Annotated in this window: 19 protein-coding genes and 1 tRNA gene; 10 read left to right on the forward strand and 10 right to left on the reverse strand. The window is 69.9% G+C overall.

Annotated elements, in window-relative coordinates; translation table 11 throughout:
* Positions 1-11: 11 nt before the first annotated feature.
* The 4 genes from P3T29_RS00880 to P3T29_RS00895 all read left to right on the forward strand — a co-directional run bounded on the left by P3T29_RS00880 (position 12) and on the right by P3T29_RS00895 (position 3,437).
* Positions 12-1,658 carry a sulfite exporter TauE/SafE family protein gene (locus tag P3T29_RS00880; protein ID WP_280714230.1) on the forward strand — a complete coding sequence of 549 codons (1,647 nt, stop codon included), beginning with the start codon at positions 12-14 and terminating at the stop codon, positions 1,656-1,658.
* The gene (locus P3T29_RS00885) at positions 1,655-1,984 is read left to right on the forward strand and encodes a hypothetical protein (protein WP_280714231.1); all 330 of its coding nucleotides are present in this window, start codon (positions 1,655-1,657) and stop codon (positions 1,982-1,984) included. The genes P3T29_RS00880 and P3T29_RS00885 overlap by 4 nt, the downstream gene beginning before the upstream one ends.
* A gap of 251 nt (positions 1,985-2,235) precedes the next feature.
* On the forward strand, positions 2,236-3,147 hold the full coding sequence (locus P3T29_RS00890) for an oxidoreductase (RefSeq protein ID WP_280714232.1): 912 nt from the start codon (positions 2,236-2,238) through the stop codon (positions 3,145-3,147).
* 62 nt (positions 3,148-3,209) lie between these two features.
* Positions 3,210-3,437, forward strand: coding sequence for a hypothetical protein (locus P3T29_RS00895; protein WP_280714233.1), 228 nt, complete (start codon positions 3,210-3,212; stop codon positions 3,435-3,437).
* Positions 3,438-3,516: 79 nt separating this feature from the next.
* On the opposite strand, the gene P3T29_RS00900 is transcribed toward P3T29_RS00895, so the two are convergent.
* Positions 3,517-4,458: an ABC transporter substrate-binding protein gene (locus tag P3T29_RS00900; protein ID WP_280714234.1), complete on the reverse strand. Its 942-nt coding sequence runs from the start codon at positions 4,456-4,458 to the stop codon at positions 3,517-3,519.
* A gap of 398 nt (positions 4,459-4,856) precedes the next feature.
* On the opposite strand from P3T29_RS00900, the gene P3T29_RS00905 reads away from it, so the two are divergent.
* Together P3T29_RS00905 and P3T29_RS00910 are read left to right on the forward strand one after the other, a co-directional pair.
* On the forward strand, positions 4,857-6,239 hold the full coding sequence (locus P3T29_RS00905; protein ID WP_280714235.1) for an amidase family protein: 1,383 nt from the start codon (positions 4,857-4,859) through the stop codon (positions 6,237-6,239).
* A gap of 110 nt (positions 6,240-6,349) precedes the next feature.
* On the forward strand, positions 6,350-8,371 hold the full coding sequence (locus tag P3T29_RS00910; protein WP_280714236.1) for an NADPH-dependent 2,4-dienoyl-CoA reductase: 2,022 nt from the start codon (positions 6,350-6,352) through the stop codon (positions 8,369-8,371).
* Positions 8,372-8,443: 72 nt separating this feature from the next.
* Here the strand turns inward: P3T29_RS00910 and P3T29_RS00915 are convergent, their stop codons facing one another.
* The 6 genes from P3T29_RS00915 to P3T29_RS00940 all read right to left on the reverse strand — a co-directional run bounded on the left by P3T29_RS00915 (position 8,444) and on the right by P3T29_RS00940 (position 11,865).
* A complete protein-coding gene (locus P3T29_RS00915; protein ID WP_280714237.1) occupies positions 8,444-9,196 on the reverse strand; it encodes a metalloregulator ArsR/SmtB family transcription factor in 753 nt (250 codons plus the stop codon).
* A 72-nt stretch (positions 9,197-9,268) separates the two neighbouring features.
* Entirely contained in the window at positions 9,269-9,418 is a 150-nt protein-coding gene (locus tag P3T29_RS00920; RefSeq protein WP_280714238.1) for a hypothetical protein, read from the reverse strand.
* A gap of 1 nt (position 9,419) precedes the next feature.
* The gene (locus tag P3T29_RS00925; protein WP_280714239.1) at positions 9,420-10,604 is read right to left on the reverse strand and encodes a methyltransferase domain-containing protein; all 1,185 of its coding nucleotides are present in this window, start codon (positions 10,602-10,604) and stop codon (positions 9,420-9,422) included.
* Positions 10,605-10,787, reverse strand: coding sequence for a hypothetical protein (locus P3T29_RS00930; protein ID WP_280714240.1), 183 nt, complete (start codon positions 10,785-10,787; stop codon positions 10,605-10,607).
* 333 nt (positions 10,788-11,120) lie between these two features.
* A complete protein-coding gene (locus P3T29_RS00935) occupies positions 11,121-11,474 on the reverse strand; it encodes a hypothetical protein (protein WP_280714241.1) in 354 nt (117 codons plus the stop codon).
* A gap of 169 nt (positions 11,475-11,643) precedes the next feature.
* The gene (locus tag P3T29_RS00940) at positions 11,644-11,865 is read right to left on the reverse strand and encodes a hypothetical protein (RefSeq protein WP_280714242.1); all 222 of its coding nucleotides are present in this window, start codon (positions 11,863-11,865) and stop codon (positions 11,644-11,646) included.
* A 115-nt stretch (positions 11,866-11,980) separates the two neighbouring features.
* Between P3T29_RS00940 and P3T29_RS00945 the strand changes: the two genes are divergently transcribed.
* Positions 11,981-12,796 carry a helix-turn-helix transcriptional regulator gene (locus P3T29_RS00945; protein ID WP_280714243.1) on the forward strand — a complete coding sequence of 272 codons (816 nt, stop codon included), beginning with the start codon at positions 11,981-11,983 and terminating at the stop codon, positions 12,794-12,796.
* A complete protein-coding gene (locus P3T29_RS00950; RefSeq protein WP_280714244.1) occupies positions 12,793-13,017 on the forward strand; it encodes a DUF397 domain-containing protein in 225 nt (74 codons plus the stop codon). The genes P3T29_RS00945 and P3T29_RS00950 overlap by 4 nt, the downstream gene beginning before the upstream one ends.
* 94 nt (positions 13,018-13,111) lie before the next feature.
* Here the strand turns inward: P3T29_RS00950 and lepB are convergent, their stop codons facing one another.
* From lepB to P3T29_RS00965, 3 genes are all read right to left on the reverse strand, one after another.
* Entirely contained in the window at positions 13,112-14,011 is a 900-nt protein-coding gene (gene lepB, locus P3T29_RS00955) for a signal peptidase I (protein ID WP_280714245.1), read from the reverse strand.
* A 152-nt stretch (positions 14,012-14,163) separates the two neighbouring features.
* Complete coding sequence (locus P3T29_RS00960; RefSeq protein WP_280714246.1) at positions 14,164-15,012, reverse strand: YhjD/YihY/BrkB family envelope integrity protein; 849 nt, start codon at positions 15,010-15,012, stop codon at positions 14,164-14,166.
* A gap of 159 nt (positions 15,013-15,171) precedes the next feature.
* Positions 15,172-15,245, reverse strand: a tRNA-Cys gene (locus P3T29_RS00965).
* Between the two features lie 110 nt (positions 15,246-15,355).
* Between P3T29_RS00965 and P3T29_RS00970 the strand changes: the two genes are divergently transcribed.
* Together P3T29_RS00970 and P3T29_RS00975 are read left to right on the forward strand one after the other, a co-directional pair.
* Positions 15,356-16,189, forward strand: a complete 834-nt coding sequence (locus tag P3T29_RS00970; RefSeq protein WP_280714247.1) for a hypothetical protein — start codon at positions 15,356-15,358, stop codon at positions 16,187-16,189.
* Positions 16,190-16,440: 251 nt separating this feature from the next.
* Positions 16,441-17,436, forward strand: coding sequence for a hypothetical protein (locus tag P3T29_RS00975; RefSeq protein WP_280714248.1), 996 nt, complete (start codon positions 16,441-16,443; stop codon positions 17,434-17,436).
* Positions 17,437-17,538: the final 102 nt, after the last annotated feature.

Raw genomic sequence — 17,538 nt, forward strand, 5'->3', positions numbered from 1 at the left:
GGAGGCAGTGCGTGGCAGTTCTCAAGTCCCTTGCACGCACGGGAGTTGCGGTCGGAGGTGCGCTCTGGTTGCTGACGGCGCTCGCTCCCGAGGCGGGGGCCCATCCGCTCGGGAACTTCTCGGTCAACCACTACGTCGGCTTCACGCTGCACACCGACCGGATCGAGGCCCTGGCCGTCACCGACACCGCCGAGATCCCGACCCTGCAGGAGCAGGCGCAGATCGACCGCGACGGCAACGGCACGGTGGACGATGCCGAGCGCGCCGCGTGGGCCGCGACGCAGTGCGCACAGGCCGCGCAGCGCCTGAGCGTGACGGCGGAGAGCGGGGGCAGGGCCGTCGCCGTCCCGTGGACGGTGCGGTCGCAGCTCTTCGAGTACCGGGACGGCGCGGCCGGTCTGCGGACCAGCCGGCTGGAGTGCGGGTTGGAGGCCCCGCTGCGGATCGCCGGGAGCGGCACCCGCTTCCAGGTCTCGACCGGGGTGGACCCGACGCGGGTGGGCTGGAACGAGATCACCGCACGTGGCGACGGTGTCCGGCTGGACCACTCCGACGTGCCGGAAACGTCGGTTTCCGGCCAACTGACCAACTACCCGAGGGATCTGCTGGACAACCCCCGAGGCGTCACCCGGGCCTCGTTCGCCGCGACCCCCGGCTCCGGCCCGTCCTCGGGCGCGGCCTCGGCGTCCGGTTCGGGCTTCGGGATCTCCGCGAGCGGCCCTTCAAGGTGGATCGCGGCGCTCAACAGCAAGGTCGTCGCACTCGGCGGCGCCCGGCGGCTGACCGTGCCGGTGGGCCTTCTCGCGGTGCTGCTGTCCATCGTGCTCGGAGCCGGTCACGCCCTGCTGCCCGGCCACGGGAAGGCGGTGATGGCCGCGTACCTGGCAGGGCGGCGCGGCCGTACCCGCGATGCGATCACCGTCGGCGCGACGGTGACGGTGACGCACACCGCCGGAGTGCTGGTGCTGGGGTTGTGCCTGACGGCCTTCTCGTCCCTGGCCGGGGATCGGGTGCTCGGCTGGCTCGGGGTGGTCAGTGGCGCACTGGTGGCACTGGTCGGCGGTGGGTTGCTGCTCGGCGCGGTGCGGCGGCTCCGGGCGGGTGGCGAACGGGCTGGCGGTGAGGCGCTGTTGCCAGTTGCGGAGCGCGAGTTGGTGGCGGCCGGGGCGGGGGCGGTGACCCACGGGCACCACGAGCACCACGAGCACGGGGTTGGGCACGAGCACGAGGAACGGCACGAGGAGGCGCACGGCCACACGCATCGCCACGGGCTGTTCGGACGTGCCCATCATCATCACCACCACGAGCCCGATCAACCCGCCCGCCCGCTCGGGAAGGGCGGGCTGATCGGGCTGGGTATCGCGGGCGGGCTGGTGCCGAGCCCCTCGGCGCTGGTCGTCCTGTTGGGCGCGGTCGCGCTGGGACGGACGCTGTTCGGCGCGACCCTGGTCGTTGCGTACGGGCTCGGCATGGCCGGTACGCTCACCGCCGTCGGCCTGCTGATCGTGCGGCTGGGCGACCGCTTCGCGGGGGCGGCGGACCGGCCGGTGGTGCGGCGGCTGCGCCGGATCGCACCGTACACGGCGGCGTCGACGGCGCTGCTCGTCCTGGTGGTGGGGACGGGTCTGCTGATCCGCAGCCTGCCGGCCGCGCTGTGAGGCGCGCCGCGCTGTGGCTGGCGCCGGCCCTGCTGCTCGTACCGTTCACGGCGTCCTGTGACCCGGCCGGCAGCGGCAGTTTCGACGCGCAGCCGTCGACGCCCTCGCCCACCTGCCTCGCGCACCAGACCGGGACACCCGACAAGCGCTACACCGGTGGCGAGAACTCCGACCCGTTGGCCGTCCTCGAGCTGATGCGGTTCTACACGGCGAACGGCACGAAGGTGTTCTGCGACGGCAGGCCGCCCACCGAGGCCGACAAGCGCTGGACAACGCTGTACGTCACCCTCGGCGGTGACCCGGTACACCTCGGCCAGTCGCACTGACTGACTGGCCGAAGACGTGGCAGGGGCGATGCTGTCCTGACAGCATCGCCCCTGCGCGTATCCGTCTGCGGCGCGCTGCGTTCTTCGGCAAGACATGGCTGAACACTGGACGGATGTTGGAACGGCAGTTATCCTGCCCATGCATCAACGGCCAATGGCAAAAAGCATTCTGATGCGACGTTATCACATGAAGCCAAGATCCCGCAAGCCCCCGCAGGCCTGGCCTGTCTACCGCCCGGAAGGTTCAAGACATGACTACAGAGACCATCAACGCTGCAGCCGCAGGCACTTGGCAGCTCGGCGACCTGACGGTCAATCGGATCGGCTTCGGCGCGATGCGCCTGACGCAGCACGGACCCGCTTTCGCGGGCGACAGCACCCCGAGCGATCGCAATCGCGCAATCGCCGTGCTGCGTCGGGCGGTTGAGCTCGGCGTGAACCATATCGACACCGCCTCCTTCTACTTCTCGGCGCTGCGCTCGGCCAACGAGCTGATCAACAGTGCGCTGGCCCCCTACTCCGACGAGCTCGTCATCACCACCAAGGTCGGGCCGGGCCGGGGTCCGTCGGGTGCGTGGCTGCCGCATGCCACCCCGGAGCAACTGCGCGGCCAGGTCGAGGAGAACCTGCGCCAGCTCGGCCGCGACCACCTCGATGTGGTGAACCTCCGTATTCTCGGCACCGCTTCGATCGCCGAGCGTTTCGGCGCGTTGGCCGAACTCCGCGAGGCCGGCCTCATCCGCCACCTGGGCCTCTCCAACATCACCGCCGAACACCTCGCCGAGGCGCAGGCCATCGCGCCGGTGGTCTGCGTGCAGAACCGCTACAGCCTCGACTCGCGCCACGCGGGTTCCGACGAACTCCTGCGCAGCTGCGGTGAACAGGGCATCGCCTTCGTGCCCTTCTTCGCCATTGCGGGTGACGGGCGCGCGGCGGGTGCGACCGAGGCCGAGCGTGCCGAGGTGCTCGCCGTCGCCCGGGCGCACGGTGCCTCGCCCGCGCAGGTCCGGCTGGCCTGGACGTTGCAGTGTGGGCCGCACGTGCTGGCCATCCCGGGCACCGGCAACCCGGATCACCTGGTGGAGAACGTTGCCGCCGGTGCGCTGCGGCTCTCGTCGGAGGAGCTGGCTCAGCTGGAGTCCGTCGGTGCGGGTGATGAGTGAGCGACGGCAGTTGCTGCCGGTGGACCCGTGACCTCGACCCCCGATCCGGCGTTGAGCGGGCTATGAAGAAGCGAAGCATGCTCGCCGTTGCGTCCCTCGCCGCCGGGGTGGTGGCCTCCCTCACCGCACCCAGTGCGCACGCGAGTTCGGCGCAGCGGGGCACTGATCTCCCGGGTGCTCCGGGCGTCCTGAGCACGGCCGGTCTGCACGGCGTGATCGACGCCGCCAGGGGCGGCGGCGAGACCCCGCACGACCTCGCGGCGGGCCGTCCCGACCGCCCGCGCCACTGACCCGGGTGTGGGGCGGTGCGGCGGGCGTCGTACTCGCGCCTGCCGCACCACCCCACACCACCCCCGGCCGTCCGGACGGTCAGAGGCCGCCGTTGACGACTGCGCTCTGGACGGCGCCCGGGTGGGCGTTCCACTTGTCGAGGATCTTGTCGTACTCGCCGTCGAGGATCAGCTGGTCCAGCGCCTTGGCCAGCACGTCGCGTAGCGCCGACTCGGTCTTGTTCAGCGTCAGCCCGTACGGACCGGGTTCGAGCTGGCCCCCGGTGAGCTGGAACCTTGTTCCGGCCTGCGCGGAACGGGTGTTGTACGCGGCTATCGGGTAGTCGTTCAGGTCGGCCACGGCGGTGCCGGCGGCGACCTCGCTGAGGGCCTGGTCGTCGGTGTCGAGCAGGTCGATCCGCAGCGGCTTGGAGATCCTGTCGCAGGCCGGCGCCTGACGTTGGGCGATCTCGGCCTGGATGGTGCCCCGCTGCACCGCGACGGTGTGCCCGCACAGGTCGTCCAGCGAGTTGATGCCGACCGGGTTCCCGTTCTTCACCAGGATCGAGGTACCGGTGACGAAGTAGTCGACGAAGTCGACGCCGGGGTTCGCCTGCTGGCCGCTGTCGTCGGTGCCGTTCTGGCGCTGCTGGGTGTCGATGACGGCCGACATCGCCAGGTCGATCTGCTTCGCCTGGACGGCCGGGATCAGCTTGTCGAACGGCATGTCCACGAACTGGACACGTAGGCCGAGGTAGTTGCCGAGGGCGGTGGCGAGGTCCGGATCGAGCCCGGCGGGCGCCGAGTTCTGGTCCTTGAAGTCGACCGGCGCGTAGTTGAGGTTCGAGCCGATCTTCAGGACTCCGGCGGCTCGGACCGCGTGCGGGAGCTTGGCGCGCAGTGCGGCGGAGGTGTTGTCCTGGCCGCCGGCCGGGGCGGCGTTGGTGCCGCAGCCGGACAGGAGCAGCCCGCCCGCGCCGACTACGGCGACGGCGCGTACGGACCGCACGCGGGCGCGTGGGGACATGAGGGTGACGTGCACGGTGGTGGTTCTTCCTGAGGGAGGGAAGGGAGGAAGCGCCGCCGGGGGCTGCTGGGGTGCGCAAGGGCGGACCTCTTCTGGTGCCCTGGTGGTCGCGGAAGGGATGGAGCGCGGCCAGCTCGGCGGAGGTCCGCCACCGGGGACGGAACTCGGATCATCGCACTTCAGAAGGTCGTGGTCGCCGCCGGGTCTCGGTTCTGGTAAGTGACCGACGGGTAGCAGACCGACTGGTCGGCGGGCGTTCGGTCGGTGGATCGGCGGGCGCTGAGGAGGGCTCCCGGCGTCCGGGCTCTTGTCCACAGGTGCCCGGCTGGCTAGGTTGACGCCGGCGCCCGGGCCCGGGCCCGGGTACCGGCAGCTGGCGTACGGTGCGACCGGCACCGGGCAGGGGAGTGGCGATGACGGGTTGGGTCGGGCGTACGGCCGTGGAGATCGCCGAGGCGGTCCGGAGCGGGAAGGTGACTCCCCGTCAGGTGGTCGCCGAGCACCTGGCCCGGATCGCGGCGGTGGACGCGCGCATCGGGGCCTTCCGGAAGGTGCTCGCCGAGCGTGCTCTCCAGGAGGCCGACGCACTCGCCACCCGCGCCGACCTCGCCACACTGCCGCTGGCCGGGGTGCCCGTCGCCGTCAAGGACAACCTGCCGGTGGCCGGCGAGGCGACCCGGCACGGCTCCGCCGCCACCCCCGAGACGCCCGCCCCCGCCGACCACGAGACCGTACGACGGCTGCGGGCCGCCGGTGCCGTGATCGTCGGCCTGACGGCGGTCCCGGAGCTCTGCATTTTCGGTACCACCGACAGCGTTTTCGGCATCACCCGAAGCCCCTGGGACCTGTCCCGCAGCGCGGGCGGCTCCTCCGGTGGCAGCGCCGCCGCCGTGGCGGCGGGGATGGTGCCGATCGCGCTGGGCAACGACGGGATGGGGTCCATCCGGATCCCGTCGGCCAACTGCGGTGTGCTGGGCCTGAAGCCGGGGTCCGGGCTGGTGCCGGCCGGCCTCGGTGTCGACGGCTGGTTCGGGATGGCCGAGAACGGGCCGATCGCCACCTGCGCGGCCGACGCCCGGCTGATGCTGAGCGTGCTCGCAGGCCTCGCCGCCGTGCCGGGCCGGCCCGGTGGCGACGTCGAGCCCGAATCCGCCCCGCTCCGGATCGCCCTGTCCACCCGCTGCCCGACGCCCGGCATCGCGGTCGACGCCGCCTACACCTTCGCCGTCCAGGACACCGGCCGGGTGCTCGCCTCCGCAGGACACCAGGTCGGCCCGGTTGAGGCGCCCTACCCGTTCTGGCTGGGCGCGGCCTCGGTCGCCCGCTGGCTGGCCGGAACGGCCGCCGACGCCCGGCACCTCGACCCGAGCCGGCTCAACCCGCGCACCCGCCGCCACGCCGCGCTCGGCCGCGCCGTCACCCGGGCCGGGCTCGTCCGGCCCGGCCAGCGCACCCGGTGGCAGGAGCGCCTGGAGCGCTTCTTCAGCCGGCACGACGTCCTGATCACCCCGGCCCTCGCCCGGAACCCGCCACCCGCCGAGGCGTGGCACGCCCGCAGCTGGACGGCGAACATCCTGTCCAACATCCGCTACGCCCCCTTCAGCCACCCCTGGAACCTGGCCGGCTGGCCCGCCCTCACCCTGCCCGGCGGCGCGCACCCCATCTCCGACCGGGACCTGCCGCTGTCGGTCCAGCTGGTCGCGCCGCCCGGCGGCGAGCAGCGCCTCCTCGCGCTGGCGGCGGAACTGGAACGGCGCCGCCCCTGGCAGCGCACGGCCCCCTCCCCGGCCGACTGACCGCCCTGTCGGTTGACCTGTGGCCTTGCTCTCTCCCTATGCAACTTGTTGCATAGGGAGGCCCGGGCGGCCTACCTTGTGGCAACGACCGTGCGCGAGGAGGCACCCGGATGACCGACTACCCCCACCTGCTGAGCCCGCTCGACCTGGGGTTCACGACGTTGCCCAACCGCGTCCTGATGGGCTCGATGCACGTCGGACTCGAAGAAGCGCCGGGCGGATTCGAGCGGATGGCGGAGTTCTACGCGACCCGTGCGCGCGGCGGCGTGGGCCTCATGGTCACCGGCGGGATCGCCCCCAACGAGCGTGGACGCCCCTGGGAGGGCGGCGCCAAGCTGACCACCGAGGCGGAGGCGGAGCAGCACGCGACCGTGACCGCCGCCGTCCACCGCGAGGGCAGCCGGATCGCCATGCAGATCCTGCACTTCGGCCGGTACGCCTACCACGCGGACCTGGTGGCACCCAGTGCCGTCCAGGCGCCGATCAGCCCCTTCGTCCCGCACGCGCTGACGGAGGACGAGGTCGAGCAGACCGTCGAGGACTTCGTACGCGCGGCGGAGCTGGCCAAGCTGGCCGGGTACGACGGCGTCGAGATCATGGGCTCCGAGGGGTACCTGATCAACGAGTTCATCGCCGCTCCCACCAACCTCCGCGAGGACCGCTGGGGAGGCGAGTACCGGAACCGGATCCGCTTCCCGGTCGAGATCGTGCGCCGGGTGCGGGAGCGCGTCGGCACGGACTTCATCCTCATCTACCGGCTCTCCATGCTCGACCTCATCCCGGGCGGCTCGACGCTGGAGGAGGTGATCACGCTCGCGCAGGAGATCGAGGCGGCCGGCGCGACCATCATCAACACCGGCATCGGCTGGCACGAGGCGCGCATCCCCACGATCGCGACCTCCGTCCCGCGCGCCGCCTACACCTGGGTGACCAAGCGGCTGATGGGCTCGGTCGGGATCCCGCTGGTCACCAGCAACCGCATCAACACCCCTGAGCTGGCAGAACAGTTGCTCGCAGACGGCCACGCGGACCTGGTCTCGCTGGCCCGCCCGCTGCTCGCCGACCCCGACTTCGTCAGCAAGGCGCGCCAGGGTCTGCCGGACGCCATCAACACCTGCATCGGGTGCAACCAGGCCTGCCTCGACCACACCTTCGCCGGCAAGATCACCTCCTGCCTGGTCAACCCGCGCGCCTGCCACGAGACCGAGCTGGTGCTGTCGCCGACCCGCCGCCGCAAGCGGGTGGGCGTGGTCGGTGCCGGGCCCGCCGGGCTGGCCTTCGCAGTGGCGGCCGCCGAGCGCGGCCACGCGGTGACCCTCTACGACCGCGCTGCGGAGGTCGGCGGCCAGCTGAACATCGCCCGCCAGGTGCCCGGCAAGGAGGAGTTCAACGAGACACTCCGCTACTTCCGGCACCAACTGGACCTGCAGAACGTCGAGGTCCGGCTCGGGACGGACGTCAGCGTCGAGACGCTGACCGGCGAGGGCTTCGACGAACTCGTGCTGGCCACCGGAGTCACTCCTCGCATCCCCGAGATACCCGGGGTCGAGCACCGGAGTGTGCTGAGCTACCTGGACGTGCTCGGTGGCAAGGCCGAGGTGGGCGAGAAGGTCGCGATCCTCGGTGCGGGTGGCATCGGCTTCGACGTCGCGGAGTACCTGACCGACCCGGGCGGCGAAGCGAGCCTGAACCCCGAGGTCTTCTTCGAGCAGTGGGGCATCGACCCGGAGCACCGCTCGCCCGGCGGCCTCCGCGAGCCGAAGCGCGGTACGCCGCCGCGTACCGTCCACCTGCTGCAGCGCAAGGCCACCCGGGTCGGTGCGGGGCTGGGCAAGACCACAGGCTGGATCCACCGCACCGAACTCAAGCACCGGGGCGTCACCATGACCGCCGGAGCCACCTACCACCGGATCGACGACGAGGGCCTGCACCTGACCGTCGACGGCGAGCGCCGGATCCTCGACGTGGACACCGTCGTGCTCTGCACCGGGCAGGAACCCCGGCGCGATCTCTACCAGGCCCTGTCCGACGCCGGGCACACGCCGCACCTCATCGGTGGCGCCGACCTCGCCGCCGAACTCGACGCGAAGCGGGCCATCGACCAGGGCACCCGGCTGGCGGCGACCATCTGACGCGTTTCAGGCCCGGCCTGTGTTCATGGACCGGCCGGGCCTGACGCCTTGTTGGCGGCGCCCCCGGTGGGCTCACGCGTAGCGCAGGGACCGGGGAGTGGTGAGCAGCTCGCCTGTCTCGAGCCAGGTCTTCAGGCCGGACAGGATCATCGGCCAACCGCCGTAGATCTCGTCGTTGCCGCCCTCGCGCAGGTGGTCGTGGGTGACGGTCAGGCGGCAGGAGTCGCCGACGGGCTCGATCTCCCACGTCACCCTGGAGGTCCCCTCGCTCTTCACCTCGTCGCTCCAGAGCGCGACCATGCTCTGGACGAGCCGGCGCGGCGGGTCGACCTCGAGGATCTCTCCCTCGCCGAGCAGCTCCGGAGCCTTGGGGTGGCTCATCTCGTACCGCGAACCCACCGTCCAGTCCGAGGTCACCCGGGCTCCGAAGGTGTACTTGCTCCGGATCTCGCCGTCGGTGATCGCCTCCCAGAGGCGTTCGGGGGTGGTGCGGATGTAGATCTCGAAGATCTTCTGCATGGGACTCTCCAGTCGGCTCTTGAGGCCGCTGAGCGCAGCAGCCCAGGGTTCCGTGTACTTGCTCACCCACCGGTCGTGGACGAGCCGGATGGGGACGGGATTCAGGAAGTGGAGCTTCTCCCTGCCCTGCCTCCTGGTCACCACCAGGCCCGCCTCCTCAAGCTGCTTGAGGTGTTTCATGACCGCGAAACGCGTGATGGCGAAGCGATTTTCGAGTGCGGTGAGCGTCTGCCCGTCCTGGCGGAACAGCTCGTCCAGCAGGCTGCGGCGAGTCGGGTCGGCCAGGGCCTTGAATATCGCGTCCACACTCCGACGATAGGTGACCTTTTGGTCACATGTCAACGCCTTGAGACCCCCTGAGACCCACGTCGCGGTGGGTTACCTGTGCCAGACGACGACCAGGAGCACCACGACAGCCAGCAGGCCCGTCAGGGACACCGCGTACGCCGCCACCAGCCGGTGCGGGTCGGGGAGGCCCCTCCGGCTTCGCTCGGCGGCCTCCCGGTAGTACTCCTGATCGTTGTCCACGTCAGAGATCGCTGAGGGGTGAGCCGGGGCTGTCCAGCCAGAACGTGTGGTCACCGCTGGCGCTTACGGTGACCCCGAAGCGTTCCGGGCCGGGCTCCCCGTGGGCGAGCCACCACGCGTGCGCGGCTGCCAGCTCGTCCCAGAGTCTGCGCTCGCCGTGCTGCCAGACGGTGAAGCCGGGGGTGTCCGGCCCGCAGTCGTCCACGGCCGCCCAGGACTTGGTGTCGGTGGTGGCGAGCCAGAGCCGGCGAGCGACACCTTCGACGTCGGGGTCTTCGTCCCACGCCTGCCAGACGTTGCCCAGACGCATCCCGATCGTGAAGGCGGCGTCCCAGGGCTCTTCGGCGATCTCGTGCGCGGGCAGGTCGGTGTGCGACTCGTCCGGGACGTGCTCATCGTGGACCACGTCGCGGTAGATCCGCAGGTCGGTCCGCTGGCCGCGCATCAGCATGAACGCGCTGTACGGGGAGAACATCCCCTCGGCGCTGCCGTTCTCGCCGACTGTCAGGCGGAGCAGCCCCCAGCAGACCCACGGGTTGTCCCACGGCGTGAGGATCACGCCGCCGGGCTTGGTCTGCTCGACCCACGCGCCAGGAACGCGCGTGACTGAGCAAGTGGCTTCGATCCGGTCGAACGGAGCCCTCACCGCCCAGCCCCTGCGGCCGTCGCCGCACACCACCTCGGGCGTCAGTCCGGCGGCGGTGAGAGCGGTGCGCGCTCGGGCGGTCACCTCCGGGTCCACCTCGATGCTCGCGACGTTCTGTTCACCGAGCCGGTGCGAGAGAAGTGCCGAGTTCCACCCCGTGCCCGTGCCGACCTCCAACACCGTCATTCCGGCACGAAGTTCAAGCATTTCGAGCATCTGGACGACGATGGACGGCGCTGACGCGGACGACGACGGCCACGGGTCATCACCCGGGTCCTTGCCGTCATTTACCTGAGTGACCACGGGGTCGTTGGCGTACGCGGCGGCGAACCACCCGTCCGGGTCGTCCTGGATGGCGCGTGCCGTGAGGATGCCATCCTCGTTGCGCAGCCAGATGCGTTCGGGAAGGAAGCGATGACGTGGGACGGCCTCAAGGGCCTTCTCCCACTCGGGGGCCGTGGGGTGGCCGAATTCCTCGCTGACGGCCAGGAGCAGGCCGCGCACGGCGGCCTGCTCCTGCTGGTGCTGATTATCCGTCAACTACTTCTCCTTACCGTGCCTGTTGGCGCCGTTACCGCTCTGCGTGTCCTCAGTCGGACCGTGCTTGCCCGGATCCTTGTTTCCCGCGTGCTTGCCCGTCCCGCCGTCGTTGCCGCCGGAGCCGCCGCCCTGGCCGCCTCCGTCCTTACCGCCACTTCCGCCCTTGCCGGTTCCCCAGCCCATAGCCGTACTCCTTTTGTGTCGTGGTCAGTTGGTGTGCTTCGTGGTCCCGCTGCCGTCGTGCCGTCCGGCGGCATCGGGACGGTCAGGGCGGTTGCCCTGTCCGCGTGGTCATACTGGTCTCCTCACTGCTACACCTGTCGGAAGTGGCCACAGCTCCCGGGACCACCGCAGATCGGGCAGCCGGGGGCCGGCGGCGGTGTCGGTGTCGGTGTGGGGGACGGCGGAGCCGGTGGAGTTGAGTCGGGCATCGTGCTTCGCTCCGTGCCTGGTTGTGGGTAGGTGATCCAACCCACTCCGGTCGCCGCTTCTGCCCGCTGACGACCGGAGTGGGAGTCAGTAGAGGCTGCTGCGGAGGTCTGACAGGTCCCAAGGGTTGGTGGATCTGTCGAAGTCCTCGGCTACGTCCTCGGTGCGGTGAAGGGCCGACCGCTGGGTAAGAAGGGGCTCGCCCAGGCGCTTGCTCTCGGCTATCTCGTCCGTCGAGGGCTGCCGGAGGCGAGGCAACGGACAGCTCCACAGCCGTCCGGCCGCTTGTCCGGCGCGCCGAAGGAAGACGCTCCCGTTCACGACCTGGTGCACGACCGCCAGCACGTCATCGTTTCGGGTGTCCACCACGAGTGACCCGACGGAGACGGTGAACTGCTGCTTCCAGAAGTCGTACCTGGTGAACGACTGGTCGTGCCTCATGCGGGACTGCGGTGCAGAGGACAGCCGCAGGCGGGCCAGCTGTCGGTGAGCGGCCGAGGGGTGTTGATTTCGTCGTCAACGTCTCGGCTGGACACGGGTGTTCGGGAACCGGTGGTCGTGACCTTGTAGACCGTGATGGTCAACTTCGCCTTCCGCCTCTGGATTGTCATCACGATCCCTCCCTGGTTGCCGACCGGTTGATGCGCTTCGCAGCGTCGAAGCAGGAGTTGAAGCTGTCCCAGGTCGAGATCTTCTCGGTGAGCGGGTCGCGGTAGGGGTCATCGTCCGGTCCGGCACGCAGGTACCAGACCTCGCCGTCCCACGCCGTCCGGTACCACTTGGCGCCCGCGTCCCATGCCGGGTACCACGCTGCCGCTCTCGCCTCGATCATCTTCCGCGCCCGTCTGCTTCGGTTGCTCGTTCTGGTAACAGCATCGGCACGGAGCGCTACGATCACCAGGGTTGCAGCCTTTACAACAGGACTGTAAAGATCGTTAGAGGGAGACATGGCCATGATCGACGGCGAGGTGTCGGCTGGCTCACTGGCGCAGTACTGGGGCCAACTGCTGAAGAAGCACCGCGAAGCTGCTGGTTATTCAGGAGCCGCCTTCGGCAGATTGATCGGGTACTCCGCAGGAGCGGTTTCTCAGTTCGAGAGCGCGACGAGGGTCATGAAGCCCGAGACCGCGCGGGCCTGTGATGAGTTGTTCAAGACGGACGGCTTACTCGAAGGCTTGCTGGAGTTCATCCTGAAGGCCGACCTTCCAACGTGGTTCACGAGTTACGTGGATCACGAAGGGCGAGCCAGTGAGATCCGAACGTACGAGCCGCAGGTCATCCCCGGGCTTCTCCAGACGGAGGAATACGCCCGTGCCGTTCTGGAAGCTGGCCGCCTCGACAGCATCGATCAGCCTCTCGCGATGCGGATGAGTCGTCAGAGAATCCTTGAGGGCGAAGGGGCTCCGTACCTTTGGGTCATCCTGGAACAGACCGCCATCGAGAAGCAGATCGGCGGGCCAGAGGTTATGAGGCCGCAGCTCGAACGCCTGATCGCGGAAGCCAAGAAGCCTCGCATCGTCATCCAGATCGTCCCCAAGACGATCGGAGCGCATGCGGGCCTGGACGGACCCCTCACCATCCTCTCATTCCCGGAGGGGCCGGACATGGGATACGTCGATGGTCACGCTTCCGGGCAACTGATCGTCAAAACTGCTGACGTGGCCAGGTGCGCGCGGATCTATGATCTGCTCAGATCGACGGCGCTGTCCGCTGATTCTTCGATTGCCCTGCTTGAAGCCGCGATGGAGGAACTTGCACCATGAACACGATCCTGACTGCCCAGGAGCGCGAAGCAGCCGACTTCAGGTCCAGCAGCTACAGCGGTAGCGGCGGCGGCAACTGCATCCAACCTGCCGTGAACTACGCCGAGTCCCACGGTGTAGTGCTGATCCGGGACTCGAAGAACCCCGATGGGGGCTCCCTGGAGATCCCGAACGAGGCGTTCGCATCGTTCGTGGCCTTCGCAGCGACCTTCGAGGTCTGACTCATACGAAGAAGCCCCCGTCGTAACGGGGGCTTCGCCTTGTCCTCGTTCGGTCTGGTGTGGTGGTCAACAGCCGACCACCCACAGTGAGACCTCAGCGGCGCCGACTCCTGCGGTACCAGAGCGTCAGGGGCAGGGCAAGGCCCGCAGCGCCGAGCGCGCCCGGTGTGACTGCGGTGACTGCGGCGGCCGGGGCCGCAGGAGCTGCGCCTGCCGCCGGTGACTTCACGTGGCTGAAGGTGGACGGGACGGGCAGCGTCGACCAGTTGCCGAGCGGCCAGGCGACCACGATCGCCCTGCCGACCACGTCGCTCACCGGTACGAAGCCGCCGCCGTTGTTCTGCTGCCGCTGGTGGCGCGAGTCCCAGGAGTCGTTCCGGTGGTCGCCCATGACCCAGAGGTGGTCCTTGGGTACCGTCACCTTCCCGACCGGGTCGTTGTCGCAGGGGGAGGCGCCCGGGTAGATGTACGGCTCGGTCAGCGGCACGCCGTTCACCTTGACCGGCGCGCCCGAGTCGCACTGCACGGTGTCGCCGCCGACCGCTATGACCCGCTTGATCAGGTCCTTCTCGTCGGCCGAGGGCATCAGTCCGACCGCGCTCAGGGCCGACTGCAGATCACGGAGTGCGGCGTTGTTGCTGGGCGGGGGCAGCTCCGAGGCATCGAGCCAGTTGCCGGGGTCATGGAAGACGACCACCTCGCCGCGCTGCGGGGTGGCGCCGAACCAGGGGGTGAGCTTGTCGACCAGGACCCGGTCACCCTTCTGCAGGGCGGGCTGCATGGAGAGCGAGGGGATGGAGAAGGCCTGGACGACGAAGGTCTTGATGAAGAGGGCGAGTACCAGCGCGATCAGGACGAGGACCGGGAGCTCGACCCAGAACGGGCGTTTCCCCGACCGGCCCTTCCCGGCCTTGCCCCTCGCCGACCGACGTCTCTTCGCCGCCGGCCCGCCGCCGCCCCGGCGGCCGCCGACCCTGGCCTTTGAGATTCCCATCCCGTGCTCCCCCTCCGAACCGATGATCCCCGGACCGGTGACCCGGCCGATGATCCACGCCATCATCCCCAACGAACGGGAGTTCCCAAGGGGTGCCCCGGCAAGCAGCTGTCCCAGGCAGTCAGGTGGTCCCGAGGCGTCAGGCGGCGTCGCTACCGGGCGGGGTCGGTGTCGTCGCCCGGTTCACGGTGCGGGTCGGTCCCGGCGTCCGGCCGCCCGGCGGTCCACACGGCGTTACCGGCGAGCGCGCCGCCGAAGACCGTGAACCCGACCCCGATCAGCCAGGACTGCACCACCAGTACCGTCCCGATCGTCCCGTACGAGACCGCGCTCGACACGATGAGAGGCGTGAACACCAGCTGGGAGAAGACCCGGAGGCCGATGAGGGCGAGTACGGTCGCCACCGCTCCGGGGAGGAGTGCCCGGCGCCCGACCTTGGCGCCCAGCAGCAGCCACTGGAGTCCCCAGAAGAAGATCACCCCGCCGCCCACCGTGATGGTCAGCCGGAGGGCGGGCTGCGCGGGGGAGTCGGCCAGTGGGACTCCGCTCCAGGAGGCGGCCAGCAGGAACCCGACCAGCACCGCCAGGCCGATGATCTGACGCCACACGGCGTGCCACGCGGCGGCGCGGACGCGCCAGATCCGTTCGTAACCGGTCTGCAGGGCGGCCATGAACGAGATGCCGAAGACGGCCACGGCCGCGAGGCTCAGCGCGGTCGCCGTGTTCAGCACCCGGCGCGGCGAGGAGAACAGCTGCCGGACCGAGTCCGCCGAGCTGCCCGACACCCCGAGGCCGTCGACCACCCAGCTGGCGAACCCGTTGTCGTGCACCGGTGAGGCGGCGGCGACCACGATCAGCAGCGGGATCAGCGTGACGAACCCCAGTGCGGCGAACCCCATGGCCCGGTGCATCAGCTCGATCTCCCTGCCGCGCCGTACGAGAGTCCTCAGCCGGGGCAGCCGGCTCGGGGCGGGAGAGGGGCCGACCGGGACTGGCGCCATGACGGCTCGTCACCTCTCTCTGCTCTCCGGCGTGACGCGGTCACAGTGCCCGACTGCGGCCGGCCGACGGTATTCCCGGGGACGGGCGGCGAATTCCAGGAGAGGTGCCAGGCGGGATTTCAGTTCGAATTCCGGGCGCAGTTCAGTACGGGTGAGCAATGGAGGTGGAGATAGGAGTCGAACCCATGTATGCGGCTCTGCAAGCCGCTGCCTTGCCTCTCGGCCACTCCACCGTGGGCTTGTTGATGAGCATAGGGGAATCCTGTTCGCATCCTGGGTGTGACTCGCCAGTTGTGTCCGGTCGCGGCGGTAATCTGCTGCCGAGCACTCTCGATCCAGACAGATGGGATTCGCCGTGGCCGTCAAGGACTCCCAGTCAGATATTGCTATTAAAGATATGGTTGTCTCACCTTCAGGGCGATGTCAGTACAAGCGCCTTCCGCTGCGTGATCTGCCGCCGCTGGGGGTGATCCGGCGGGCCCGCCTGGCCCGGGAGGACCTGAGGGTGCGCGGTGAGGGCGCCCCGACGCCCGGCCGAGGGTCGGTCTACGCGGTCGGTGACTGGGTGCGGGTCAAGGACCGGGAGGGCATCCGCGCCACCCTCGACGACCGGGACCGGCACCGGGGGCTCTGGTTCACGGCCGGCCAGTGGTCGTTCTGCGGGCGCACGTACCAGGTCGAGCACGTCGTGCGCCGGATGGTGGATGACCACTACCGGATGCGCAGCCTCTCCGCCACCACCACGCTCGCCGGAGCGACCTGTCTGGGGGCGGACGGTGGTCAAGGCTGCGGTCTGGCCTGCGCGTTGCTCTTCCGGGACGAGTGGCTGGAGCCCTCGACGCCTGCGGCCGCCGCCCCCGGGATCGGTGGTCTGCACGCGACCGTGCGGACTCTCCCGGAGATCCGGGCGACCCTGGACCGGGCCGGGCGGCTGCACGGCGTGCCGTTCCAGGCGGGGATGGCCCGCTTCGCCGGTACTCGTCAGCGGGTGCTCACCCAGGTCCAGTACGGAGCGCTCGCCTGGTGGCAGCGTCCCGTCGGGGGCAGCTGGTACATCCTCGACAGTCTGCGGTGCGATGGTGAGCCGTTGTCGGTGACCGGGTGCGACCGTCAGTGCGGCCTGCTGTGGCACGAGTCGTGGCTGCGCCTGGAGGGTGCGCCGGGCTCCCTGATCTGACGGTTTATCAGGAAGGGTGCCAACTTGATTCTGCTCCGGTCGAGTTGGCGGGCCGTCCGCCTGCAGGGGGAAGGATGTCGGGTTCGCGTATTGGCGTGTATACGTCATCCGCCTGCTCTGGTGGGAGCAGCGGCCCCGCACCCACACTCGGGTCCGGGGTCGCCGTCGTGCCGGTCGGGCGCGGGGCCTCCGGCGTCGGTCCCCCCAGGCCGGTCGTCCGTCCGATCATGCCCCCACTGATTGCGAGTGCCATGAACATCACGCGAAAGAGCAGCGTTCGTCGCGGACTGACCGGGCTGGGTGTCGCGCTTGCCGTCGGGGTGCTCCCCGCAGCGCAACTCGTTGTTGCCCCAGGGGCGTTCGCGCAGCCCGCGCCCGCGCCCGTGGCTGCGAGCGGTACCGTCGCCGGCATCGTCCACTACGTGCAGAGCCACGGCCGTTCGGTGCCGGTGGTCACGCACGGCCGCTTCGGTGCCTACCCGGCCGCCGGGGCCGGGCGGGCGGCGGCACCCCGGGCGGGCTCCGCCGCCGGTCTGCTGCAGTACAACGGCGGTACGGTGCAGCACAGTCCGGTGGTGTACCTGGACTTCTGGGGTTCCCAGTGGAAGAAGGACACCAACGGTATCCAGAAGTACATGGCCAACATGTTCAACGGGTTGGGCACCGCTCAGGACACCTGGTCGATCACCACCTCCCAGTACCCGGACGGCGACAACAACCCCCCGACGTTCAACGGCTCGGTACTCGGCGGTAGTTGGAGCGACAGCAGCCGGCCCGCGCCGGCGGCCGCCTCGCAGAACGCCATCGCCGCAGAGGCGGACGCCGCCGCCGCCCACTTCGGAGTGACCGGAAACCCGGACGCGCAGATCGTGGTGATGAGTCCGCACGGCACCTCGCCGGACGGCTGGCCGAACTCGGGCTTCTGCGCGTGGCACGACTACACCGGCAGCGTCTCGTACACCAACATGCCGTACGAGCTGGACGCCCCCAAGGGCAGCCGCTGCCCCAACTCGGCGCTGGGCGGCAAGCTCGACGCGTTCAGCATCGTGGAGGGCCACGAGTACGCCGAGTCGATCACCGACCCGCAGCCCGCGAGCGGTTGGGTCGCCCCGAGCGGCGAGGAGATCGGCGACCTGTGCGAGAGCAACTTCCAGAAGGTGGCGCTGCCCACGGGCACCTTCGCGATGCAGCCGCTCTGGAGCAACAGCGACAACGCCTGTGTCATCACGCCCGGTGCGGGCGGCTGACCTGAGACCGACCGGCACATGCCGGGCGGCGTCGCGACGCCCGTCCGAGTGAGTGCCTCGTGGCCTCGGCGCGGATGGTGACGTCCGTGTCAAGGCCACGCG

The sequence above is a fragment of the Kitasatospora sp. MAP5-34 genome (genome assembly GCF_029894335.1).
GTDB lineage: Bacteria > Actinomycetota > Actinomycetes > Streptomycetales > Streptomycetaceae > Kitasatospora.